Genomic DNA, 26,116 nt, shown 5'->3' with positions numbered 1-26,116 from the left:
ATGAAACGAATAACTTGTTGTATCAATCTTTTTCTATGTCTAGTCCTAGTTACAGCTTGCAACAATGACATCGGTGAGATTGAAAATCAAAACTTTGCAACCGCCATTGGTGTCGATTACCGGAATGGTGAATATTATGTCTCGATTCAAATGATTGGATTATCCTCTGTTGCAAAAAGAGAAGGTGGTGAAAAAGGTCCACCAGAAGTGTATGTTTCCGAAACAAGCGGAAAAACCTTTATCGATGCATTTTTTAAGGCTTATCATACGTCCCAAGAAAAGTTTCTTTGGGCCCATGTCACGGCAATTGTTTTGAGCGAAAGTGCATTGGAGAAAGGAATGGATAGTATTTTTGATGGCTTGACACGCTACTATGAATTCCGTCCTACTCCATGGATATTTGGGACAAAGAGCTCCTTACTCGATGTGTTATCTACAACTGGATTCTTCAATCAAAATTCATTAAATACGATTCTACATAGTCCGAAAAGTTCATATGAACAAAGCTCGACGATCCGGCCGGTAAAATTAAATCAATTCGCACGCGAGTTTTTTGACCCCGGTCGGACTACGTATATTCCTTCACTCGCGATTGACGACAAGCAATGGAAGAAAAATAAAAAGAACGAGGCGAAACTAACGATTGATGGAGCGTTTTTTCTAGATAGCAAAACATACAAAGGACATTTTCCGTATGAGAAAATAAAAGGCTTGCGCTGGCTGGCTCCGGAAACCGTACGTGCTTCTTTACTTGTACCAAATGAAACAAAACCAGAATTTATTACAGTCGTTGAAGACCAAGTGGTAAAAGTTCAGCCCGTCAAACAAGACGGAAGGTTCCGTTTTACCATTCTTTATCTAGCTAATGGTAATGTAAGCAACCGCATTACGAACAATACAATCAATGTAAATGCGATGGAGGAGTTTGTTAGAAAAGGGATTATTTCTGAAATACGACAATTATATCAATTTGGCCTAGTACATAATGTCGATTTCTTAAACTTGGAGCACCAGGTATACAGAAAACATCCTCATGAATGGAAAAAGCTAAAAAATCAGGATGCCTTGCTTCGAGAGGACAGCATAGAATCCATTGAAGCACATATTACACTCGAACATTCAGGCTCATTTAAAAATCGGAAAATCAAAATTAAAGAATGATTGCATCGAAAAAACACCTGACGCTACCCGCCAGGTGTCTTTGTCATTACGATTTATGTTTTTCAACTACATCTAACCCAGCAAGGTATTGTATTTTCTTTAAATTGAAATACTAATAAGCAAAATCCCTTTATCCGGAGTGAAACCATTGAAGAGAGATAAAAAAAGTACAAGGATACATATTTTCCTTCTATTCATTGTCATGTCTGTACTGGTTTGGTCAGCAATAAAACCTGACACCTATGGTGATTGGGCTTTAGAAGTATTTCCGGCAGTTATTGTGCTAGTTGTTTTAATATCGACATACCATAAATTCCGTTTTACAACCCTGGCATATGTGATTATTGCAATTCTTTGCATTCTTACGTTTGTTGGCGGTCATTATACCTATTCTAAAGTTCCTCTTTTTAATTGGATCAAAGACGAATTCCATTTAAACCGGAATCACTATGATCGGTTTGGGCATTTTCTTAAGGGTCTACTTGCCATTGTAATTAGAGAAATCATCATCAGGAAAACCGAGTTGAAAAAAGGGTTCTGGGTAAATACTTTTGTTTTAAGTGCTGCCTTAGCGATTGCAGCCCTATATGAAATTATTGAGTGGTTGGTTTCTAAAATAGCACATGGTGGAAAGGCTGCGAAGGACTTCTTAGGTACTCAAGGGGATATCTGGGATACTCAATGGGATATGTCTTTGAACCTGTTAGGAACCATTCTTGCATTACTTATTTTCAGCAAATATCATAACCGATTAATGAATAAATTAACAAGATAACCTAACAAACACCTGACGTGAGTTGTCAGGTGTTCTCGTTATTACGATATACTTTTCTTCGTTTCGATTCGGTGCAATAGATAAAATGTCACAACTACAGGAAAGCCAACCTCTTGAATAAAAGGCAAAAACTGCTCCACCAAAACTACCCCCTTTCTTTACATAAGTAGAGCCAACTCCCTAATAGAGAGCTGGCCCCATTCGAATTATAGTTCAACAGTTTGAACATTACGTTCAACAATACGTGCACCTTTTTTCTCGACAATCGAACCACCCGCTGTAAAAAATGCATCGGTTGATACGATCAGATCCATTGCAGCAGAAAGCGCTGCTGTATCAACAGGTTCTATTGGATTCTCAATGGAGACTGTTGCCGTTTTTCCATCTTCATTGATAAATTGCATTTCTAGTGTTTTTGCCACTGTTGACTCCACCTTTCTTTAAAATTGGTTTGAAGCTTACTGTCCGTCACCAGCTAACGAGTAGCTATTATTACGTTCTAAGCTTACAAGCTGTAAACTTTGAAGTTTTTTAATTGCAATAGCTACTGAATATAAGTCATCAGCTGATACAAATGGGTTGATGTTGTTGTAGTTTTTGGTTTTTAAGATCATTTTCCCTTTGCCATCAGTCCCATTTTCAAATACAAAGCGTAACTGTGAACGTTGAATATCTTGCATTGCTGCCATGTCCCTCACCTCCTTTACACCTATGTTATAGAGAGGTAAGGGGCAAAAAGGGGCATTTAATTTAAATTTTTTAAAAAGAACTTGACCTAATCAATTATTCTGGGGATTAACCCCTTTTAGATCATTCTCTATGCTTGGATAAAGATCTTGTTGTTTTTTATTTTTTTCTTTTTGTACACGTGTCGTAAGACGAGTCGTGTACGTATCGTTTAGCTATCAAAAATGTGTCTAAAAATGGAACCTTTTGTGACTTATTTCCAAAACAACCTATTTATACAATTAATTATGAATTGTTGGATGAATTAAAACGCGAAGAAACAAAATTACAAAGTAGCGAAGATTCTAACGAAGATGAAGAAAAACCCGTGACTTTTCACGAAGAAGAAATGATTTGTTCAACTTTGACAGATCGATGTGTTCAATTTGAGCAGACCATTACCATAGATTACACAGAGAGTACTACAGAGAATACATCATAGACTACTTCTTCATCTAAGCAAGCAATCGATGATGAAGAAGGGCTATTTCATATTTTTCGAAAAAATGGATTTAGAAAAATTGAAGAATATGATGCAAAAAAATAAAAGCATGCCTTGCCCTTAAAATGCAAAAGCACCAGCAAACCTTTTCAAATCCACTCCAAAAAAAGAGCACTCCAGATTGGCTGAAAAATGACCTACAAGTAGACAAGATCGTTTATTTATATTGGATTTTGAAGCGAAGAAACGCTTGTGTAGGAATGGCTTATGGCTAGCAATTAGAGATTGATATCCCTGCAAGTAATACTTTGAAAAAATCAAGCTGTATAAGCAAAACAAATGCATTAAAATCAATTGCTATAATTTACATGTTTGCCTTTTTATTATTCACAATAAACCTACACTTTGGATAATTACTGCACCCTGTAAATATACCGTACTTACCTTTTCGCTCAACAAGATCGGAACCACATTTGGGACACATATTCGCATTAATTTTATATTGATAAAAGCGTTGTGAATCTTTGATGTTCTTAACATGCTTCTTTTTCTTGTCTCCATCTGCATTCAAGGTCTTCTCTAGTTTTACAGCTATTTGTTGGACTTCAGCAGCAGTTAATTTAACACGTTTATATGCATGAATGGTCCTTACAAGACCTGACGAATACACAACATTTGTATTTGTATCACTCGTTTCTATCTTTTTAAGAGTAGCACGATTACTGAAGGAAACGATAGAATGGTAGATTTCTTCGTTCTCGCTCTCTAAATATTCCTGTAGGGCTTTTATGTGGCCGTAGTTTTGCCAAATTGGGTTATAAAGCTTTTCCTTGCGTTGATAAATTACCTGTGTCCAATATTTACTTTTAGAATCACCATAAATCCAACCTTTGTAATTCTTCGTTTCTATTACAAAAATTCCAAATGGGGACACTACAACATGATCAATTTGTGATGCTTTTCCGTTTTTTAATGGAATAAGAACATCATTAAACACCTTGTATTTCTCTTTATCAAGCTTGTTTAAATAGAGTCGTACGGATGCTTCACCTAGGAAGCCTTTAATCTTGGGCATACCTAGTATAAATAGAATTAAAGCTATAAATATTATTAAAAGTTCCATCTATTTCACCTCTAGAATGGTTTGTAGAATATGCCGCAAACAGAATTTCTACATTTTTCTAGATTATACCACAATATTTTACAAATTTTTACTATAAATAGGAAAATATAACCACAAATAAAAAGAGTCTAATCGACTCCTTTTTAAATATAATTATCACAACACATTCTTATTAGCCCTCGACACCAAATACGAAGGCATTTCCTCTCTCAACCTCCACACAAAGCTCATTGGTTTGTTTCCTTCATGTTTCACATAGTCTGCTGTTCCGAGAAAGACAAATGGGGCGGTGTGGCCGTTTTCTTGTTTGTATTCTCTGACAAAGAGCGCAATTTGATGATTGTTTTCTCTGTGATGAATGTAGCGTTGTGCCGTTGGGCTGTGTTCGGCTACTCTACTTTGTGTTTGCCAGTGGAATAGCTTTTCGTTAATCGCATAGTCTTCATATAATGTGGACGGCGAGAAATCTTTTTCTGACTTATTTAATGTGATGAAGAAAATGTCTAAATTTTTATCTTGGAAGTACTTTACCCCTTCCCGGAATGCTGGTGTTTTTTCTTCATTATAATAATCGAGTGCAGCCATTACTTGAGCTGTTGAATAGCTACAATGTACGCGTAATGGCGTAATGAATGAGAAGTCATTCTCGATCTCCATTGTTTCGATTGAGTTGAATTGATACTGTAAGATCTCACGTATTTCTTCACGGAAATCGTGATTCGATACTATTTTTGTAATTCCTTCCTCAATTGATGATAATCCTTCTTTCTCTGGATAAGCTTTGTAGAAGGAATAATAAAACATGTTTAACATGATGCGTTCTTCTGCATTTCGAACAGTACCTTCTTCAATAAAACGAAGCAAGAATTTTAACAACGTACTTGAATTTAAGAAAAATAAATTTTGTAAACGGCTCGTTACGAAGTTTTCATGCTCCCATTGAAAATCATCCTTCAGTCCTGCTTCTACCATCATTCTTGTAAAGCTGCGATTTCGGTTTTTTCCATAAAAATCATAGATCGACATATGATGATGCTTTAGAAAATTTCTTAAGGTGAGTTTTTCACCTGAGTCCTGCTCAAAATACTTCATTTTCGAAACAAGATTCACCTTCGTATTACTACTTGCTTTTATATTTCGTAGGATGTATTCCTTTGCTTGTTTTTCAAGCTGAATGAAGCTTCCTTTTGGAACATTCAAAAAGCCATTTTCAACATAATAGGATACAGAATGCTTTGTTTTTCCGATTAATGATCGGAATTTTTCTTCAAAGTTATAGTTTTGATGGGCTTGTCCCACAAAATCAAGGACAGTTAGGCATTCCTTTCCGTCTGCAAGCCTCAACCCACGGCCCAATTGCTGGAGAAAAACTGTTAAGGACTCAGTTGGACGTAAAAATAAGATCGTGTTGACCTCTGGTATATCGATTCCTTCATTATATAAATCCACAACAAAGATAAATTTAATCTCTCCATTTACTAACTGATTCTGAGCATCTCTTCTTACCGTTGAATCAACATTTCCATATAATGCAACTGATGGTATTCCGGCCTTGTTAAAAAATTCAGCCATGTATTTTGCATGTTCAATCGACACACAGAATCCAAGCCCTTTGACCTCATCGATGTCGGTTACATATTTATATAGGCTTTTTACGATTTGATTACTGCGAATTGTGTTAGAGGTGTAAACATTCTCTAGTTCCTTTATTTCATAACCTTTACGACTCCACTTTAGCTTGGAAATATCAACGGTATCTGTTACACAAAAATATTGAAACGGGCTTAGAAGCTTTCGATTAATTGCCTCCGTCAATCTCATTTCTACTGAAATGGTATCCTCAAAATACGTTAAAATATCTTTTCCGTCCATTCTTTCCGGCGTCGCCGTGAGTCCCAGTAAAATTGTCGGTTGATAATGATTTAATAGCTTTTGATAAGATTCTGCTGCAGCATGGTGGAATTCATCTACAATAATAAAATCGTAATAATCACTTGTCGTGTGCTTATGTAGTTCTCTACTATTAATGCTTTGGATGCTGACAAATAGATGATCCAACGAGCTTGGTTCGTTATTTCCAACTAAAAGGTCCCCGAAATTAGGATCCTTTAAGATCACTCGAAATGTATCTAAGCTTTGTTTTAATATTTCCTCACGATGTGCTACAAATAATAACTTCGCGGATTGTTTATTTTTGACCTTGAAACGCTTATAGTCGAATGCTGAAATGACAGTTTTCCCCACACCCGTTGCTGCAACAAGTAGGTTTCGAAATCGACCGAACACTTCTCTTTCAACCTGAAGCTTTTCAAGAATTTCCTTTTGATACAAATAGGGTTGGATATCAAAAAGAATGGGTAGATTACTTTGGTTTTGCATTTTCGATTTTGAAAGTGCTGCTTTAAGTCGGTCTTGATCCTCCTGTTTATCTGCATAAAACGGCACAAACTCGTGATCATTCCAATAGCTTTCAAAGGTGGCCTCAAACTTTTTCACAATATCAAAGGAATCCTTTTCCGTTACTTTAATATTCCATTCCAAGCCTGATGTGAGGGCTGGATTTGAGATATTTGAAGAACCAATATATGCCGTGCTAAAACCAGTTTCCCTTTTAAACAGATATGCTTTTGCATGTAACCTAGTTCGATCGACATCATAGGAAATTTTGACTTCGGTATTAGGCAATTGACTCAGCTCATAGATTGTCTTGTAATCACTCGCTTCCATGTATGATGTCGTTATGACACGAAGCTTTTTACCCTTTTGTTCTGTGAATTCCTTTAATTCATTGATTAGGATTCTGAGCCCGCTCCATTTTATAAATGAAACAAGCATATCAATCGAATCTGCAGTCAAAATCTCCTTTTTCAATTCACCAAGCATGTTTGGCTCGTAGTTTGATCCAGTAAATAGTGAACTTTGCGAAATGGGGGTAACTGGTCGAATGACCTCTCCTATACGAATGCTTCGAATTGAATTCATCTTTGAATAGATGGAAGTTAGGACTTCACCCTCTTCCTCGATTTTCAGACTTCGAAACTCGTCTTCGTCAAGACTTTCACTTAAAACAGTTATGATTTCATTACAGGTTCGAATTTGTTCAAGTAAAGCCTGTTGATCATCACTTTGACTATCCCTCACAAACTTTAGAGCTCGTCTTGTAACGGTTGAAATGTATGAGGAAAGGAGCTTTCTCGCTTCTTCTGTATCAATTGGCTCCTTGCCAATGTCGTATTTTTCAATATCGAGATTAGCTAGATCCTTCTTTAATTTTTGTGAAATAATTTCTTCGTATATCCCCTGCTTAAGCATGGAGTCACCTCGTAAATTTTTATCTTTTGTTAAATAGTTTCCATTTCCGTGTCGAAAAATCCTTCTTTTCGCCTTAGAAAGTAATATGTAGGTAGTGATTTGAAATAAAAAAACTAGTTCAGAAGTTGCGAACTAGTTTTTGGGGATTATTTTATGGATTCGTTTATAGCTTTACTCATATCATAATCAAAAAAAAGTTGGTATAATTCGATAATTTCTTCTTCAGTCGGAATTCGTGGATTGTTTGCAGGGCTTCCACTTGCAACCGCATCTTTCGCCATTTTTACTACTACTTTGTCTAATTCTTGTTTTTGTATCCCCCACTCCTTCATGTTTGGGATATTCAAATTCAAACAAAGTTTTTTTATTTCTTGTACCACACTATTGGCTATTTCCTTTTGAGGATACCCACTTAACTCTGGTTTAATGAACAGTCCAATACTTGCTAACCGATCAACGCAAGCTGATTGACTATATTCCAAGATTGCCGGTAGCAACATGGCATTGGAAACTCCATGCGGGACATGAAATAAAGCCCCTATTGGTCTGGACATGCCATGAACCAAACAAACAGAAGCATTTGAAAAAGAGATACCAGCCTTTAAAGCTCCTAATGACATTTTTTCTCTTGCTTCTAGATTTTGACCATTCTTATATACCTCTTCTGTTATCGCCATCCCATAATGCTGAAAGTTAACGGTTTTGCTTGTCCAGAATTTGACGAGTATAATGTCTATTTACATAACTCGAAATATTACGACACTTAAATTCTGGAAAAAGGAAGAGACGCCTCCCAAAAACCTAAATGATACTACATTGTTTAAAAGTAATTTTATCTGGATAATCCTTTATTTAATACTCAGATAATAGCAAGGATAATTAAGTACCTAATTCAATATAACATTGCACTAGTTTTCCTTCTACACTTGTTTGATTTCTTCATCGCAAAAATCTCCCAGAATAAACTTCTAAGGAGATTATGCTATGGGTTAAAAAAATGGAAGCTGAGCATGATTATTTAACCTTAAAAGGCTTTTTCATCTTCAAGCTCCTATTTTAGATGCACATCCAGATATTTTTCACTAATATCCTCGATATTAACATTTTGCACGGAGTCGCTGAATACTAATTCACCATTCTGCAGTACACTAACTCTGTCTGCAATTCTTAATGCGTATCCTATCTCCTGATCACAAATTAATATGGACATCTTCTTTTGATTATCCTCTAAAAGCTTTTTAATTCTTTCATATACCTCTATTCTCAGTTTTGGAGCAAGTCCCATACCTGGCTCATCCAATAATAGTAAAGTTGGCTTACTAATCATAGCTCTAGCAATTGCTAACATCTGTTGTTCTCCACCGCTTAAAGTTCCTGCAAGCTTAGATATTCTTTCCTTAAGAACTGGAAAAAACATTATTACCTCATCTATATCACTAGTCTCAGCATTTTTGGCTAAACCAAGCTTTCCTAAAAGTAGATTTTCCCTAACCGTAAGATCCCCAAAAATACCTCTTCCTTGCGGTACATGAGCAATACCCTCCTGTAAACGATTAGTCTTTCGGTGAAGGGACATACCCATGTAATTAATATTTCCACTTACATAAGCCGTACCACTTAAACCCATCATTATTGATGTTTTTCCTGCACCATTAGGCCCAACTATTGCAAGAACTTCATTGTTCTTTAGGTTAAAGGAAACATTGTTTGTTGCTTTTAATTTCCCATGAAACACAGACATATCTTGAACGTCTAAAACGCTTGAATCGGAATATGTTTTTTCTTTATACATCGCTCTCACCTATCCATGCTTTAATTACCTCTTTATCTTTAAAAACTGCCTCTGGTTTACCTTGTATTAAAAACTCACCACTTCGAAGTACTATGACACTTTCGCATAATTGGGAGACAAAATTTGCATCATGTTCAATTACTAGCAAACTAAATCCAAGTTCTTTTTGTTTTATTTGAATCATTTTTATCATCCTATCTTTTTCCTTTGCACTTAAGCCTGCTGCTGGTTCGTCAAGAACTAAAACCTTCGGCCGTTGAATCAAGGCACATAAAAATTCCACAATTTTTTGTTGCCCGTATGACAAATCCTGAACCAATCTTTCAGGAGATATTGATTCTTGATTTAATAACTCTATTATCTCTTTTTCTACGATTTTTTCATTATGAAACATTCTCAAAATATTTGATTCAAACTTGATATGAGACGCGATTAAAAGATTATCCTTAACACTTAATTCTGTAAACAAACCTAGGTTTTGAAAGGTTCTTACAATACCATATTTCGGTAAAATATTAGGAGGAATTCCCTTAATGCTTTCCCCATTATAATAAATATCACCTTGAAAACGATTTTCAAAACAAGTTACACAATTTATTAAAGTGGTTTTACCAGCTCCATTTGGTCCAACTAAACCAATAATATTCCCTTGTCCCATTGAGAAGGAGATATCTTTTAATATTTTAATTCCACCTATGTTTAAGGATAAGTTTGTAACTTTCAATTGACTTTTGTTTATCATTTTAGTTTTAACCTCTCCTTCTAATCTAAAATAAAGTTGATTAACACCATAGCTCTTAGTCCTTGAGCATTAATCATACCTAGACGAAAACAAAGACTGATAGAATAGTTTGTTTATTCACTCTTTTACCTATTCATATTTTCCCTTTTATCACTTACAATGAGCTATACGTAATAGGCTCACCATCCTAATGGATCAATATTAAGTCAAAACGGATGTTTTCAAACTAAGCAAATTTGGCTGCCAAAGGTTCAAGTGTGTTAAAACCGTTATTGTGTAAATGTACAAATAATATAATATTATTCTGTTGAATACCCCAAAATTAAGTTCACAAAACTAAAAGATATTTTAAAATTATCACTTTCAGGATTTTTTGAAACCTTACTTGAGATTAACCACAGTCTCATTAAAAGTCACTTCAGTTTAACCTTAGTTTTTCTCAGTTTTAAATATACTAATTGCAGATAGCCTATTTAAAATAGCAACTAATATACCATAGAGACCAGAAGGATAAGACAATAGAATGACTGCTAAACCAATTCCCAGTCCAATTTGTTGCCATTGACCAAATCCAATAATGTTAGAAACGGCAGGAATAATAACAATGAAAGCCGCACCTAAAACTGATCCTGCTATCGACCCACGCCCTCCCACAATAGCCATAATTATAAAGTTAACACTAATCTGAACTTCAAAAAGTCCCGGATTAATATACCCTACAATTGCAGCATAAAAACTACCTCCAATTGAGGTTAAAAAAGCACTTAACATAAAAGCAGAAATCTTGTACTTGACAATATTAATTCCTCTCGCTTTTGCACCATGTTCAGATAAACGAGTAGCATGATAAGCTCTACCTACAAAAGATTTAGCTATTAAGGAAGATATAAAACCCAATAAGGCAACTATACTAACAATTAATACAATTTCTACAGGCTCAGCATTTGTTTTACCTATTAATGGACTTACGGACAAGCCGCCTGTTCCCCCCGTAATATCCAACTCTTTTGTAAGCTGTAAAAATAAAAAAGGTAGTGCCAATGTACCGACGGCTAAGTAAATATCTAGAATTCTAATTGTAACAAGTCCAATTAGAAAAGCTAAAGCAGAGGCTATTAGTGCGCCTAGTAATATTCCAAAAACATTACTATAACCAAAACTTTGACATACTGCGAAAGCATATGCACCAATGCCAAAAAAAGCTGCATTCCCTAATGATATTTGTTCCGTAAAACCTATTAAAAAGTTCATTCCTATAGAAGCTAAGATGTAGACCGCAAATAAAACAAACAAAAATTGAAAATATGAACCAAAGATAGAAACCCATAAAACTCCAATTATAAACAAACTTAACCAAGATAAAGTACTTGATTTGAGTGACATTAATCCGCCTCCTATCTTTTACACGCGTGTTTCGGACTTCTTCGAAAATAAACCTTCTGGCTTCAAGATTAGTACAAGTAGAATGAGTAAAATAGGAATGACCTCGTGAGCAATATTACCAAAATAACCACCAGCTAAACTTTGAAATATTCCCATTAATAAACATCCTACATATACACCCATTGGATTCCTCAATCCACCCAAAACTGCTCCCGCTATGGCAGCAATAAAAGGAGGGAACATAAAATTGGGTGCTAATAATAATTTAGGTGCAGCTAATAAACCAACAATTCCGGCGACAAGTCCCGAAATACCAACGGTGATGAAAAAAATTTTATTTACTGGTAGACCAATGGATATAGCAGAGTCTTGATTGCTTTTAATTGCACGTATGCCTATTCCCCAATTCGATCTCATCACAAATAAATATAAACCCATTGCGATTATTGCTGAAACAATAATAATAGTTAAATCCCAAGAGCTAACAAATGAATTCTTAAGAAAATCCATTGATGGATTTGGGAATTTACGACTTTGTGTATCCAAATTTATAGTTAATATAGGTAGAATAATAAACATTGAAGCAGTTCCAATGGTTGCAATTAGATGACCGTATGGCAATAATGGTTGAATAATAAACCTGGATATTAAATAAGTAATAACCATTGTTAATAACAAAACCTCTAGTATGATTACAGGATAGGGAATACTGAAGTAAACTATGGTAAGGTAGGTTACATACATTGAAAAAGTTATGCTTTCCCCAATTGCAAAGTTTACTACTCCAGTAGTCATAAAGACTGCACTAATTGCAAAACCCAAAAGCGCAAAAATAGAGCCATACACTATTCCGTCTATTATTAATTGAATCATTATTTTAACACCTCTACACCTCTTCGATTTATTTTCCTTTTTCTATTGGTTCTAGTTTTATAGGGAAAATCTTTTCTCTAGAGAGAATTAAAATTAAATTTTCTCTACCTTCTTTGTTACAAGATGAAACTCAGCAGATAACCTCGATTTAGGGTTGGTTTTTAGTTTAAGACTTCAACCTCAATCCCGGCTCGATGATACCTTTTTTCTAGTCTCTGAATTCACTCTCCGAGTCACACCTTTATTAATCCTTACGGTACCTTACATAGAGCCCAGTGCCCATAAATGAATATAATCCCTTCATCAATTACAGAAAATATGGAACTTATTTAATGAAGGGACTTATATTTGGGATCCACATAAATTCAAATAGACATAACTTTGGTAGATTTAGCGTACGTTTATCAAAATATAGCGCTTTCATAAATTCGATTTTTTATTTTGTTATGGTTTCAAAACGTCCATTTTGTACTTGAACAATTACTAAATCAGTTTGACCCCTTCTACTATCAGGTCCTTCTTCTAGTTTCCCAAATGAGATTTCGGGTCCGATATTATTTTGATCAAAATTTTTGATGTTTTCCATTGCTTCTAACAGTGCTTCTGATGTTATTTCACCCTTTATCATTTTCGCAGCCTCAACAAATACTAAAGCTGCAGAGGTACCCATTAGGGAATTTGGAGTTGGGGTCGGATAACCATATTTTTCATGCAAACCTTTAACCCATTCCATTTCAGGAGAGTCTAAAGTATGATAATTTGATAGACTTATAACCCCCTCGCCATTTTCCCCTACCAATTCGACCCAGTCGGGACTATTTATACCGTCTGCACCTAAAATATCCCAGTCGAGCCCTGAATTCCCAACTTCATTTACAAATTGTGCAGCTTGACTACCCATTGCGTATAAGATAACTGCATCCGGATCAGCTTTTTGAATTTGATGGAATTGCGTAGACATATTACCTGCATCAGGTTCAAAGTTTACAACAGCTACAAACTCTTGACCAAGTGAATTCAATTTTTTCTTCGCAAATTCGTAAGCAGGTTTCCCCCAACTATCGTTTTGATAAACCATTGCAATCCTTTTTGCACCCAGGTCCTTCACAGCGTATTCCACCAAAGCAGGACCCCCTGTTGATTGTGGAGAAGGAAGAGCAAACAAGGAATTTTGAGCTGGATTGTTTACGCTGTCAGCGATGCTAAGTGCACCGATTACAGGGATATTCTTGGGATTCAGGTACTTAGCAGCGGCAAGTAAGCTCTCCGTTCCGAGACTTCCTACTAGGGCTACAACATTTTCTTGTTCCACCAAAAACCTCGTATTGGACAGATGTACAGATGGATCATAGCTATCATCAACACCAGCATACTCGATGAGTTGTCCGTTTATCCCTCCGTTGTCATTTGTCATTTCAATAACTGCTTTAATTCCCTGATCAACTTCTTTTCCCATGTAACCTATAGTTCCTGACAATGGAAGAGATGCCCCTATTTTGATGGTATCTTTATCTCCTTTGGAAACCGACGAGCTTTCATTATTGCCACATCCTGAAAGAGACAATAATCCCACAAGGGAAATGAATACTATGAAACAAACCTTCATCAAAGTTAAATTTTTAGTCATCTTTAATCTCCTTTTTTAATTATAATTTTCATTACCCCTTTTTTAAGTAACCAATCCCGCTATACCAGCTAGTTTTTTTCTCTGTGAATTTTCTGAATCAACCCCTTCCTCCTAACCCACATAATTAGCGTATATGCTTATTTTTTAAAATCCTTTATTTACTAGGTAGATGATTATGATAACGTATACTGAAAACGACGACGAAATACTATACGCGTAGTATTTAACATTGAGTAATTATTGTTTTACCAAGTTGTGTAGATTTGAATTACGTAATTTGTCCCTTAAAACTTTTGTTGCTTCGTAATCTATTTGATACTCTTCTGCATCTTTAGTTATTACAACCCCAAAAACATCCTTTGCAGCATTCTTTGATATCCATTCTTCTTTTAGATCCCACAGCACTTTTTCTGGATCTCGATCTAATGGATCACCAAATCCTCCTCCGCCGTTACCTTTTGATACAAGAACCTGTATTTCAGGCTCTAGAATAAGTTGACCAAATTGAGGTATTTCCAACTGAGTACCTAACCCCCACATTTCACTGATGTTTTTTATTTCATTTATATACATATGTGATTTTCCAGATGAACCACCTCCATGTACTCCCTTTGGTGGATTAACTTGACCATCTCCCCGTGCATACCAAGAACCTTTTTCAAAGCGTTGAATTAATTCGATTTTCTTCCCAGGTGCTCCACACCAACGTCCAAAACCTTGACTATCTTTTAAAATTGACCGGGATTTAATCAAAATAGGATATTTCTGTTCATTTATTTCTACACTGTCCAAAGTCAAAACTCCTCCAGAACAAGGGCTGCCAAAAGTTAACCATCCATCATATCCGTAAACAGCGCCACCACCGGGAGAATCAAGAATCATTTGATTTACATATGCTTCTCCACCTCTTCTCGGATCAATTCCGGATATAACAGATTTAGCATAGGTAGCAGCATAACCATGCTCGGCGATACCCTTATCTGGCCCCAAATTAGACAAAATTGCACCCGACATACTTGCTACACGGTCAGCAATATTAGTCGTTGAACTTGACATAGAAATGGGATGTTCCGATTCCCCAACCACAAGATTTTTCCCCATTTTGATTTTCAATCTCTTAAATGTTCCATCATTATGCGGTATATTAGGGTCAACCATGCTTAAGATACCTTGCATAGTATTTGCCCTTGTGGTTGCTTTACTCATATTCAGACCGCCCTTGACACTGGGTCTGTTGTCGGTAACATCGATGTATACATATCCTTCATCGGGATCAATATTCATTTTCATCCTTACAGGGATGCCTTTTTCAGCTGCCTCTTTATCCTCAATATATGGGGTGGGGTCATGGGTTGTTTCATATTCTAGGTGTGCTTTAGGCAATTTTTTAATTTCAGAAAGTATACTTGCTTCACCATAATTCATATATTCTTCGATAAACATTTTTATATAATCTTTACCGTAAATATCGCAAAATTCATGAAGTCTTTGTTCCGCAACTCGACATGCCCCCATCTGAGCTAAGTAATCACCATACCACTGATTTGGCACCCTAATTCTCATTTTTGCCATACGGATAAGATCTTCAATCTCTTTGTAATTCTTTTGGATTCTTACATTAGGCCAATTTATAGCACCTTCTTCATATAAATCCTTTGGTTCTAAATAATATGTTGTTGGAATATGATTTCCAACGTCTGCTTGATGTCCCCTGTTAACAACAAAAAACATTAATTCTTCATCATAAAAAACAGGTGTAATATATGTGTAATCTGCTTGATGTGTATTCCCATGGTATGGACTGTTATTGAGAAAAGCATCACCTTCATGTATATCGTCACCAAAAAGTTCTAATAGTGATTGAACAGAATAGTCCATGTTCGCCATATGGGCGGGAAGTCCATCCGAAATAAATAGTATCCTGCCATCTGCTGTCAGAATAGAACATGAAAAGTCTCTTGCCGTAGTCATTATCCCAGATCGGGCAGATTTTAATGTTATATTCGTCATTTCCTTTGCTATAGTTTCTAACCTTTTTAACAATAGATTCATCATGTATGGTTTTATTGTAATTTCATCCACGGAATTTTCCAAAAATATAACCCCCAATTTTTTATAATGTCTAGTAATTTTATTATCTTTTCCTAATTTCTTATCGTTCCAAAACTATATATAGTTTCCAATATTTCTTTCTTACTTATTAATTCTTTTTACTTTAATACTTAAAAACAATAAATATATAACATTATAATCTGTTCAAACCCATTTCCTTTAAATATCTCACTATAATTTTATACGGATGGCATTCTAAAACAGTTAATAATTAGGTGTTTTTAAACAAAGAATTTTATAATCTACTATTATTAATTTTTAAATTCCAAATTATAATTACCATATGATGAAACTGTTACTTGACAATTAGGTAAACATAGTAAAGTCGTCGTATCTTCTTCAATAATTGCCACTTGTTCAAAAGATATCACAGCACCCCTAGGAAGTTTATCACCCCTATAAACTGTTGCTTGCTTCTCACCAATTTCCGGACCAAGATATACAGCCCTTTTACCTTCGACGGCAGTCGATATGTCTAAGTGATTGTCGATAAATGAATTCAACACTGGCTTATCAACATGTCCAACTGCCTTAACTCTCCAATTAATACATTCAATACCTGTATCTTCTTTTATTCCCATTACTTGTTCATGAACTTGATGGAAATCTTGGATAAGTGAGTCTAAATCATTTTGATCATGAAACCTACTTACTCGTAAAGGAACAGACAACTCTGATACCTGATATGGATATCTCGCTTCACAAAAAAATTCGATAGTTCTTCTATTTTCAGGAGTATCAGAACGATCCAAAAAACTTTGTGCCCATTTTTCTAATTCTTCTAAGGTATTATTAATCCCTTTATAGTCAAACATTGCAGTATGTGCAAATTTCCCTAAAGAATAATCACCTACCACATCCGCAAATACGCCTCCGGCAGCACTTAAAGTTCCTGCTACTTTGGGTAAAATCGCCTGCTCTACACCCAATTGGTTACAAATTTGAGCTACATGTAAACCTGCTGCACCTCCACCTGCTAAAAGTGTATATTTTCTGGGATCAATTCCTTCCCCTATTGTTGCTTCTTCAATTGATGCAACCATGTTCGTATTGGAAATATGCCATATATTATAAGCTGCTTCTTGTAGCGACATCCCAAGTGGTTTCGCAATATGATCAACAATTGCCTTCTCGGCTAAATCTCGATACAGTTTAATAGACCCGCCCGCAAAATAGTTTTCATTAAGATAACCTAGAACTAAATTTGCGTCTGTTAATGTTGGTTTAGTACCTCCTATTCCATAGCATGCCGGTCCTGGATTTGCTCCAGCACTTTTTGGTCCTACATGTAACATTCCGCCTCCATCTACCCACGCTATGCTACCTCCACCTGAACCTATTGTCTTGATATTGCATTTAGGTATACCTAAACTATATTGATTAATTTTTGCATCCCTAGTTTGAGGAATCTCTCCATTTCTAATTAGGCTAACATCGAAACTAGTCCCCCCCATATCAACAACGATTAGATTGTCTGTACCTTTTTCTAATCTTGCTATTTCCAATCCTGCAACTGGAGCCATTGTCGGTCCGCTATCGATACTATAAATGGGTTTCTTAATCATCTCCTCTATACCCATAATCCCTCCAGCCGAGTTTATAAGGGAGAGTTCCCCATTATAACCTGCTGAATCCAATTGATTCTTTAATTCTGAAAAATATCCACCTATAACTGGTATTAATGAGGCATTTATAACAACAGATGATGTTCTTTTTAATTCTCGAATACACGGATTGAATTCGTGTGCAAAAACAGTAGGTATTTCCGGCCATTCTTCACTAATAATTTTTTTTATTAGCTGAGCGTGTGTTGGATTGACTATATCCCATAACAAAGCTATAGCAATAGCTTCTACTTTCTGTTTTTTAAAAGTTTTGATAGCTTCGTATACATCTTCTTCTTCTAAAGGTACAACAATATCACCCTCGGAATTAACTCTTTCAGTTACTTCCATAGTTAAATGGCGAGGCACAAATGGTTTCTTGTAATGTTCTCTCAGATTATAAGGGTTATGTTTCTCTCCTCCTTCTCTAAGAGTTAATATATCTTTGTGACCTCTAGTACAAATCAATCCAATTTTTGCTGTTTTACCTTCAATAATAGCGTTAGTTGAAATTGTTGAACCATGAACAAATCTACTAGTCTGTTCCAAAAGCCTGTTTGTACTTTTATTTTGCAAATTAGCAGCTTTTTCCACAGCATTCATGACGCCTTGTTGATAGCTTTCTGGGACAGTAGGTGTTTTGGTAATAAACAAATCACCATTTTCACACAATACTGCAATATCTGTAAAAGTACCTCCTATATCCGTGCTTACTTTAAAAACCATAAAATAACCTCCTGTATAAATATTATCTACTATAAGGGTAACTAGTCGCATACGCGTACTAATAATTTAACAACGCAAAATTTAGACTTAAGTCAATGGTTTAGGTTAATGACTTTAGTCAATTATATTACATGTGCAAAAAAATATTCGATTTAATATTATTAATTTTAAAAAAACAACTAGTTTTATGGAATTTACAATACCGTAATTTAATTTATATTTTCGAAACTTTGTTTATCAATTTGCCAATACCTTCAATTTCAATTTCGATTAAATCATCAATCTTTATTTCAACCACACCATGCAGTTTTCCTATGTAAATAATATCTCCGGGAAGTAAAGTGACTACTTTCAATATATTGCTTATTAAGCCTTAAACACCCAAAATCAACAAACTTGCGTTAAGCCACTTCTTTTTTTACTATTAAAGGATAATTTTACATCATTGTTTGGGTCTACATCGGTTTCAATCCAAGGACCTAATCGTTTGAATGAATTAAAAGATTTCGCTTTCTTCCTTAGAATTAACCTATTGTTTTAATATTGTTCGAAAGGATTTTTCACGATAGTTTTGCACATGTTACTTTTCCTCCCTTATTTTAATTAAAAATTTAGTAAGTAACTTTTTAGAACTTCTCAAATTGAGTTAATTTCATTTAACATCACCGAATAATTAACCTTCATCAAAGTTTTAATGTGTAATTCTTCACCCCCTCAATTTGGAAATAAACTTCCGAGCTCCTATTTATTCTCTGAACTTGATAAAATTCTTGCGATTGATCAACTCTAATAATAAATGATTAATATTTCTTTATAAAAAATTGGTAGTTCATTCCAACTATTGAATATTGGACCATCTTCACGAATAATCGGGATAGAAATAATTTGTAATTGTAAAAATATTTTGAATACATTATAATTGACTTAGGTCAATAAATCAAGTCAGTTACATTATTCGTTAAAAATTAATAATAGAGTCTTTGAAAGGAGCATTTATATTGGGAAAAGTTGTAATCATATCAAACCTTAGCAGAGAACTTCCCGGTTGGGATGAGGCAATTAACATGATTAAACAAAGTGGGCATGATGTTATCGATATTGGTTCCAGCTATGATGGAACAACAATTATACTAAAAGATGCAGATGCTCTTATTGTTGGTTTGAATCAAATAGAAAGGGACATTATTGAAAATGCTCCAAAACTTAAGATTATTGCTAAACCGGGTATCGGGGTAGATAATATTGACTTAGAAACAGCAACACGAAATGGTATAATCGTTAGTAATACTCCAGGTTCAAATTCAGACTCTGTTGCTGATCACCTTTTTGTATTAATGCTAAGTGTAACCCGAAAAATTGTCTTCTTAGATACACAAACAAAAAACGGTAAAGGGTGGATAAATTATCCTGTTATTGGAAATGAAATATCAAACAAAACTCTAGGTGTTATTGGTACAGGAGCAATTGGAAAAGAGGTTGTTAATCGAGCACTTGGTTTTAAAATGCAAATCTATGCGTATGACCCATTTCCTGATTACAATTGGGCCATTAATACTAGTGTGGAATATGTAGATATAAATCGATTACTACAAAAATCTGATGTTATTACACTACATCTTCCTTTAACTGAACAAACTAAGTATCTCATTGACTATGAACAGTTCGAACAAATGAAACAAACAGCCTATATTTTTAATACATCTAGAGGTGGTGTAATTAACGAAAGTGCTTTATTCGATGCTCTAAAGTCGAATAAAATCGCTGGTGCTGGAATTGATGTCTTTGAAGAAGAACCCCTTCAAAGTAATGAATTATTTAAATTTGACAATGTAGTAGTCACACCTCATATAGGTGGTTTTTCAAAAGAGGCTAGTTATCGTTCAAGAATTATGACAGCAGAAAATATTATTTCCGTCTTTAATAATCAATTGCCTTACATTGCAAATCATGAAGTTTTAGAAAAAAGTAATCTTAGAGTTAATTTATAGCTCACTTATAAAATATATTTTTTAATTTTCTCTGTTATTTTCAGTATAAGAAATATAGGTGAGTTTATTTGTTATAAGAAAGTTTTTAGATTTTACTTTAACTAAATAGATATCTACTTGCAAAAAAGCTATCAAGAAAGGTTTTAAAATATAATATTATTTGATACTCGGTGGCGTTTTTAAAAAAATTAATAACAATATTTAGAATTGATCTGAACCCAAAAAGTTAGACACAGAAATTTAAGCAGCTACATTGGCATGATTTCGGTATTGAACCGGAGTCATGCCTTTTAGTTTTGCCTTAATCCGTTTGTGATTATAGTAGTAAATATATTTCTCTAATTCTACTTTAAATTGCTCCATACTCTCAAATTCTCTTAAATAGAGTAATTCAGACTTTAATAAGCCAAAAAAATTCTCCATAACTGCGTTATCTAAACAATTCCCTTTGCGAGACATACTCTGAGTAATCCCATGCTCCTTTAAAGCATATCGGTACTGTTTCATTTGATATTGCCATCCTTGGTCAGAATGGAGGATGGGGGTATCTCCCTTTTTTAAACTCTTAAAAGCTTTGTCCAACATTTTTGAAACAAGTTGATAAACAGGGCGTTTTTCTATGTTATAAGCAATTATTTCTCCATTGTATAAATCTAGTACAGGAGACAAATACAGCTTCTCTCCATGTAGGTGGAATTCTGTTACATCCGTTACCCACTTCTCATTCGGTTTTGATGCTTTAAAATCACGCTCCAAAATATTAGGAGCAGTTTTCCCAACCTTTCCACGGTAAGAACGATATTTTTTCATGCGTACGAGGCATTTTAATCCCATTTCTTTCATTAAGCGACGGACTGTTTTATGATTTATTTTAAAGCCCTGATTGCGCAATTCCAAAGTAATCCGACGATATCCATATCGTCCTTGATGTTCATCAAAAATCTCCTGAATTAACTCTTTTACTTCCTTATACTTATCTGGACGACGGTCGAAGGAGCTGGAATCTTAAAAATCGCAGCTGTCTCATAAATAGACGTCTTATTTTCACTCATGTAATTTAATACGTCTAGTTTAAACTGTCCAGTATCTTTGTATAGGAATTTGTCAGACCCTCCAATCCATGCTTTCTATATTGAAACACCCATTTTTGTATTGTTGAGTAAGCGGTATTCATTGTTTTAGCTACATATTTATACCCACCTTCACCATTTAGATATCTTTGTACCGCATTTAATTTTTCTTCTAATGTGAATTTAGCCATAGAAAAAACTGCACCTCCAATTGTTGGTTTTAGTGTCTAACATTTGGGTGCAGTTCAAATCAGGAAAAGCACTCTTTTTTTACTGGATGTAGATTTAAAAGAGTGCATCCTTCCGTATCATTTCTTTAAAATAGCTAAGAAATTAAAGGTGGATTTTTGCGATATCTTCAATTATCGTTTCTTTCTTTTGCAAATCTAAACTAGCAAAACGAATTTCCTTATACCATCTTTCCATCGGAAAATCCCCCGCAAAGCCAGCACCTCCGTAAATCTGCAATGTATCATCAATTATTTTAGAGGCTGTGTCTATTGAAATTAATTTTGCCATTTTTGCTTTACTCTCGGCATCCATATCGCCTTGATCAATTTTTTTGGCTGCATGATAAACCATAAGTCTTGCTGCTTCTAATTTAACAATTCCACTTGCAATCATAGTACGAATAGTTGGAAACTCTGCTAAAGGTTTTCCTCTTGTTATTCGTATTTTCGCATAGTCTTTTGCATATTGTAACGCCCGGGCTGAAACACCTAAACATCTGGCACTCAAAAGGATTTGCGATTCAGTTAACCACTGCTTCATCAATTCCTTTCCTTCTCCTATAGCACCGATTCTTCTACTGTCATCAACTAGAACATCTTTAAAAACTAAATCGTAGCTTTTCTGGACATTTAATAAAACAGTTTCTTTGACTACTGTAGCTTCATTTACTTCTATGATAAATAAAGTTGGCTGTTTTTCCCCATTAATATCAAGACAGTTTACGAGAATAATCCCGAAGTTTGATTGATCAAGTTTTTGAATATAGGATTTAGAACCGTTGATGAGCCAGCCCTTATTATTTTTAATAGCCAGACAGTTTATATTCTCAATGTGGTTGTCATCTTCTTCTTCCCAAAGGGCAATAAAGCAGCCCTTGCCTTGTTTAATAGCTGGCTTTACATATTTTTCAATCTGATTCTGCTTGCATTTTTCCAGAATGTTGGGTAATTCTTCACCAAAAGAATCACCAGCCGGATGGTAGATACCTAATCGATGCTGAGAAGCCTCTTCATAGATTACACTCCTTTCATACAAGGATAAGCCTTTTCCTCCCCACTCTTTTTTTGCACCTAAAGCTTTAAATCCTGCTGACCATGCCTTCTCCTGTAAAGAAGCAATTTTTTCCTTTGAAAACTCCTGCACATATTCCTTTTCTAACCGTTCCAATGGGGCTACTTGATTTGTTACGAATAGTCGTACTGTCTTCTTCAGGTTTTCTAAAGCTTTTTCTGGTAATAGGTCTTCCATTTTATTTCCCCCAATCGATTATTCATAGATTTTTTATAAAACCTGTTTATTTCTAGCTAGTTTTGATAATTCCATCATGTTTACAACACCTTCACCTAATTTACCAAAGCGTTCATCCTTTGCCTCACCAATTTTCCAACGATAGTATATTTGCTGAAGGATACTTGCTACTTTGTAAAATGCAAATGCCAAATAATAATCTATATTACTTATATCTCTGCCGCTTTTTCTGGCATACATTTCGAGCATTTCCCTTCTAGTTGCAAAACCATATTCAGCTTCTCTTGAAACAGATGTGATTCCTGTATATGGGTCTCCTGGTTGTTCCCAGTAGGCAAGCATTACCGCTACGTCCGTTAATGGATCACCAATTGTACTCATTTCCCAATCAAATAATCCAATTATTTTACCGGGATTATCCTTTGCAAACATCATGTTATTTAACTTATAATCACAATGGACAATCGTTGGTACAGATGAGGCAGGTATATTTTCTATTAACCATTTTTCAAGTTCTTCAATACCTGTAATTTTTTCTGTTTTGGAATTGTTATACCTTTTTATCCAACCATGAACCTGCCTTCTTAAATACCCTTCAGGATAGCCCAACATCTCAAGCCCGACTTCTTTATAGTCAATTTGGTGTAACTTTGTTAGTGTATCTATAACAGATTCTGAAATAAGATGACCAGATTCAGGGATATCTTTAAATTCATCAGGCATAGCATTATCAATAACGATTCCATCTATCTTTTCCATGATATAAAAATGACGATCCATAATGCTTGTATCTTCGCAATATAGATAAGGCTTTGGGATAAGCGGAAACACCGACCTCAATTTACTTAATATTTCGAATTCCCTTTTCATATCATGTGCTTTTGGTGGGAGGGGACCAAATGGTGGTCGTCTTAATACTGCTTTCCATTCTCCTATTTTAATTTGATAGGTCAAATTAGAATATCCTGTTGAAAATTGTTCTACCTCCAAGGTTGCACTATTACTTACAATATTATGGCTTCGTAGATATTTCTCTATCGTTTTCCAATCTATTTCAGTACTTGGACTATTATTTTTGAATTGCGATTGCCTCATTGGATTTCTCCTTTTCTTTATACTCCTTCAATACTTGTCGGGCAACAACCATGCGATGAACTTCATCAGCTCCATCATAAATCCGAGCTGCTCTTGCTTCACGATATAGCCCTTCTAATTGTAAATTTGGTTTTAAACCATGCTTTCCAAGTGTTTGGATGGCTCGGTCGAGAACATTATTTAAGACTTTGGCACCATAAAACTTAATTATTGATATCTCTTTTCTCACTTCTTCTCCCAGATCCATTTTCCAAGCTGTTTGTAACGTAAGTAATCTAAAGGCCTGAATCTCGGCCTCTGAGTCTGCAATAAAATTTTGGATTATTTGAGAGTCTGCTAGAGATTGATCTCCATCCTTTTTATTTACAGAATAAGTAATCAATTCATCCAATGCCCTTCGAGCAACTCCCAACCAACGCATTGCATGCGTAATTCTTCCAGGTCCAAGTCGTAGTTGAGCTAATTTGAAACCGTCTCCACGTTTACCAAGCATATTTTCTTCTGGTACAATGCAATTATTGAATAATACCTCACAGTGCCCACCCGGATAGTGGTCACCTAATACCGGGACTTCCCGAACAATTTCAAAACCTGGATTTTCTGTATCTACTATAAATAGACTTGTTCGTTTGTGCTTTTCAGCATCAGGGTCGGTAACAACCATTACGATGCAGAAGGATGAACCAACAGCTCCTGTTGTGTACCATTTATGAGCATTAATTACCCATTTATTTCCTTCTTTAACTGCCCTTCCTTGTAGCATAGTTGGATCCGAACCAGAAACTTCAGGTTCAGTCATTCCAAAACAAGAGCGAATCTCTCCATCAGCAAGTGGCTTTAGATATTTTTCTTTTTGTTTATCAGTAGCAGCGTGTAATAAAATCTCACCATTTCCAGCATCCGGTGCCATCGAACCAAATACATAAGGTCCAATTGGACTTTGACCAATTACCTCTGATAGAAGCCCCAAGGAAACAAAGCCTTGACCCATTCCCCCAAATTCTTTAGGTAGATGGGCTGCCCATAACCCCCTTTCTTTTACAATTTGCTGTAAAGGTTTTAAGATTTCCTCTGGAAGTCCCCTATGGGGAATCATATATTTTTCATTTTTGTATACATATTTTTCCATAATTTCCGTTGCTTCTGCTATCATAATTTTTTGTTCGTTACTTTCAGTAAAATTTAACATTATGTTGTCACTCCCCCTCTTTTATTAAGCACTTTACAAGTGTTACTAAATAGCGACAAAGAAGTGCCGTCTATTTACAATTTTTAAGATTTATGAACAAAGTAATCTCCTTGAAATATAGGTACAGTAATCATTTTTTCAAAATTATTAATCACCCATTGTATTGTATGTTCATAACCTTTAAATTTTAGAAATTCGGCAGTTTCACAGCTGAATAAGTTATTAAAATTATTTAATTTGGAATGGATGAAGGACTCTCTAGCTAACATCGCTGAATCTGATAATGTGTACTCTCCTTTATATACAAGATAATCAATGATATGACCGGCTCCTATAAAATCTTCCAAGGAAAAACGTCCTGCATTTCCAGAACAGATAATTACGATTGAAGAGTCATCCTCTTGTTGACTAATTTTATTTGCTACGTGATGACCGTTTAGCAGTGAAGAAGCGTATAGCACCTTAGCATGCTTAGCTTTATGAACTGCAATGGTCCCATTTGTAGAACAAATTACAGCTGTTTTTTTATAAGCTGTTTTTTTCAAAAAAGTCGGATCTGGGTAATCAAAATTTTCAATCTCTTTACCGTTCGCTTCTCCCATTAACAGGAAAGGGGTAACTTGCAGCTTTGCTATCTCTAATGCAGTTTTATAATCCTTTACAGGATATATCGGTTCATATTGCTGTTCCAGTAAAGTAATTATTGTTGATGTAGCAAGAAAAACATCTACAACAACTGCTGTACAATTCCGTATCAAATCTGGATTAATTAATTCTTTTTGGGTTATCACATTAATTTTTCTCATATTCATACCTTATATTTTTATAGTTTTAGATGGGCTTTCCTAAAGTGATAAAAAGTCACTTCAAATTTAAAGGCGGACTTTAAAAGTCGAA

General features: G+C 35.0%; 22 protein-coding genes and 2 pseudogenes. 4 read left to right on the top strand and 20 right to left on the bottom strand.

Annotation, left to right across the window (positions count from 1 at the left end):
- Together V7138_RS08205 and V7138_RS08200 are read left to right on the top strand one after the other, a co-directional pair.
- Complete coding sequence (locus V7138_RS08205; protein WP_335395908.1) at positions 1–1,161, top strand: Ger(x)C family spore germination protein; 1,161 nt, start codon at positions 1–3, stop codon at positions 1,159–1,161.
- A 148-nt stretch (positions 1,162–1,309) separates the two neighbouring features.
- Positions 1,310–1,936: a DUF2238 domain-containing protein gene (locus tag V7138_RS08200; RefSeq protein ID WP_335395906.1), complete on the top strand. Its 627-nt coding sequence runs from the start codon at positions 1,310–1,312 to the stop codon at positions 1,934–1,936.
- 41 nt (positions 1,937–1,977) lie between these two features.
- Here V7138_RS08200 and V7138_RS08195 read toward each other — a convergent pair whose 3' ends face one another.
- From V7138_RS08195 to V7138_RS08185, 3 genes are all read right to left on the bottom strand, one after another.
- A complete protein-coding gene (locus V7138_RS08195; protein WP_335395903.1) occupies positions 1,978–2,076 on the bottom strand; it encodes a YvrJ family protein in 99 nt (32 codons plus the stop codon).
- A 66-nt stretch (positions 2,077–2,142) separates the two neighbouring features.
- On the bottom strand, positions 2,143–2,358 hold the full coding sequence (locus V7138_RS08190; RefSeq protein ID WP_335395900.1) for a DUF2922 domain-containing protein: 216 nt from the start codon (positions 2,356–2,358) through the stop codon (positions 2,143–2,145).
- A gap of 36 nt (positions 2,359–2,394) precedes the next feature.
- Positions 2,395–2,625: a DUF1659 domain-containing protein gene (locus tag V7138_RS08185; protein WP_335395898.1), complete on the bottom strand. Its 231-nt coding sequence runs from the start codon at positions 2,623–2,625 to the stop codon at positions 2,395–2,397.
- Positions 2,626–2,849: 224 nt separating this feature from the next.
- Here V7138_RS08185 and V7138_RS08180 point away from each other — a divergent pair, with 224 nt between their 5' ends.
- Positions 2,850–3,104: a hypothetical protein gene (locus V7138_RS08180; RefSeq protein ID WP_335395896.1), complete on the top strand. Its 255-nt coding sequence runs from the start codon at positions 2,850–2,852 to the stop codon at positions 3,102–3,104.
- A gap of 364 nt (positions 3,105–3,468) precedes the next feature.
- Here the strand turns inward: V7138_RS08180 and V7138_RS08175 are convergent, their stop codons facing one another.
- The 11 genes and pseudogenes from V7138_RS08175 to V7138_RS25280 form a co-directional block, all read right to left on the bottom strand.
- On the bottom strand, positions 3,469–4,227 hold the full coding sequence (locus V7138_RS08175; protein WP_335395895.1) for an NERD domain-containing protein: 759 nt from the start codon (positions 4,225–4,227) through the stop codon (positions 3,469–3,471).
- A 156-nt stretch (positions 4,228–4,383) separates the two neighbouring features.
- Entirely contained in the window at positions 4,384–7,539 is a 3,156-nt protein-coding gene (locus V7138_RS08170) for a DEAD/DEAH box helicase (RefSeq protein ID WP_335395893.1), read from the bottom strand.
- A 146-nt stretch (positions 7,540–7,685) separates the two neighbouring features.
- Positions 7,686–8,204, bottom strand: a pseudogene (locus tag V7138_RS08165) (alcohol dehydrogenase); the annotation flags it as partial.
- Positions 8,205–8,590: 386 nt separating this feature from the next.
- Entirely contained in the window at positions 8,591–9,331 is a 741-nt protein-coding gene (locus tag V7138_RS08160; RefSeq protein WP_335395890.1) for an ABC transporter ATP-binding protein, read from the bottom strand.
- Entirely contained in the window at positions 9,324–10,073 is a 750-nt protein-coding gene (locus V7138_RS08155; RefSeq protein WP_335395887.1) for an ABC transporter ATP-binding protein, read from the bottom strand. Before V7138_RS08155 ends, V7138_RS08160 begins: the two co-directional genes overlap by 8 nt.
- A gap of 429 nt (positions 10,074–10,502) precedes the next feature.
- Positions 10,503–11,456: a branched-chain amino acid ABC transporter permease gene (locus V7138_RS08150; protein ID WP_335395885.1), complete on the bottom strand. Its 954-nt coding sequence runs from the start codon at positions 11,454–11,456 to the stop codon at positions 10,503–10,505.
- An 18-nt stretch (positions 11,457–11,474) separates the two neighbouring features.
- Positions 11,475–12,329, bottom strand: coding sequence for a branched-chain amino acid ABC transporter permease (locus V7138_RS08145; RefSeq protein WP_335395882.1), 855 nt, complete (start codon positions 12,327–12,329; stop codon positions 11,475–11,477).
- Positions 12,330–12,765: 436 nt separating this feature from the next.
- A complete protein-coding gene (locus tag V7138_RS08140) occupies positions 12,766–13,956 on the bottom strand; it encodes an ABC transporter substrate-binding protein (protein WP_335395880.1) in 1,191 nt (396 codons plus the stop codon).
- A 237-nt stretch (positions 13,957–14,193) separates the two neighbouring features.
- Positions 14,194–16,038 (bottom strand): hydantoinase B/oxoprolinase family protein, encoded by a 1,845-nt coding sequence (locus V7138_RS08135; RefSeq protein ID WP_335395877.1) that lies wholly within the window; start codon positions 16,036–16,038, stop codon positions 14,194–14,196.
- A 281-nt stretch (positions 16,039–16,319) separates the two neighbouring features.
- Positions 16,320–18,398 (bottom strand): hydantoinase/oxoprolinase family protein, encoded by a 2,079-nt coding sequence (locus V7138_RS08130; protein WP_335395875.1) that lies wholly within the window; start codon positions 18,396–18,398, stop codon positions 16,320–16,322.
- Positions 18,399–18,612: 214 nt separating this feature from the next.
- Entirely contained in the window at positions 18,613–18,756 is a 144-nt protein-coding gene (locus V7138_RS25280) for a fumarylacetoacetate hydrolase family protein (protein ID WP_438824329.1), read from the bottom strand.
- Positions 18,757–19,396: 640 nt separating this feature from the next.
- On the opposite strand from V7138_RS25280, the gene V7138_RS08125 reads away from it, so the two are divergent.
- The gene (locus tag V7138_RS08125; RefSeq protein WP_335395872.1) at positions 19,397–20,386 is read left to right on the top strand and encodes a phosphoglycerate dehydrogenase; all 990 of its coding nucleotides are present in this window, start codon (positions 19,397–19,399) and stop codon (positions 20,384–20,386) included.
- Positions 20,387–20,626: 240 nt separating this feature from the next.
- Here V7138_RS08125 and V7138_RS08120 read toward each other — a convergent pair.
- The 6 genes and pseudogenes from V7138_RS08120 to V7138_RS08100 all read right to left on the bottom strand — a co-directional run.
- Positions 20,627–21,367, bottom strand: a pseudogene (locus V7138_RS08120) (IS3 family transposase); the annotation flags it as partial.
- Positions 21,368–21,452: 85 nt separating this feature from the next.
- A complete protein-coding gene (locus V7138_RS25275; RefSeq protein WP_438824328.1) occupies positions 21,453–21,647 on the bottom strand; it encodes a helix-turn-helix domain-containing protein in 195 nt (64 codons plus the stop codon).
- Positions 21,648–21,789: 142 nt separating this feature from the next.
- Positions 21,790–22,935 (bottom strand): acyl-CoA dehydrogenase family protein, encoded by a 1,146-nt coding sequence (locus V7138_RS08115; protein ID WP_335395871.1) that lies wholly within the window; start codon positions 22,933–22,935, stop codon positions 21,790–21,792.
- A gap of 33 nt (positions 22,936–22,968) precedes the next feature.
- Positions 22,969–24,030 (bottom strand): phosphotransferase family protein, encoded by a 1,062-nt coding sequence (locus V7138_RS08110; RefSeq protein ID WP_335395868.1) that lies wholly within the window; start codon positions 24,028–24,030, stop codon positions 22,969–22,971.
- Complete coding sequence (locus V7138_RS08105; protein ID WP_335395867.1) at positions 24,005–25,219, bottom strand: acyl-CoA dehydrogenase family protein; 1,215 nt, start codon at positions 25,217–25,219, stop codon at positions 24,005–24,007. Before V7138_RS08105 ends, V7138_RS08110 begins: the two co-directional genes overlap by 26 nt.
- Before the next feature lie 83 nt (positions 25,220–25,302).
- Positions 25,303–26,025 carry a 2-phosphosulfolactate phosphatase gene (locus V7138_RS08100; protein ID WP_335395866.1) on the bottom strand — a complete coding sequence of 241 codons (723 nt, stop codon included), beginning with the start codon at positions 26,023–26,025 and terminating at the stop codon, positions 25,303–25,305.
- Positions 26,026–26,116 lie beyond the last annotated feature (91 nt).

Origin of the sequence: Bacillus sp. JJ1533 (assembly GCF_036965045.1) — a bacterium.
Classification (GTDB): Bacteria; Bacillota; Bacilli; order Bacillales; family Bacillaceae_L; genus Ferdinandcohnia.
The sequence above is the reverse complement of the archived record's forward strand: the minus strand, read 5'-3'. Positions and strand labels throughout refer to the sequence as shown.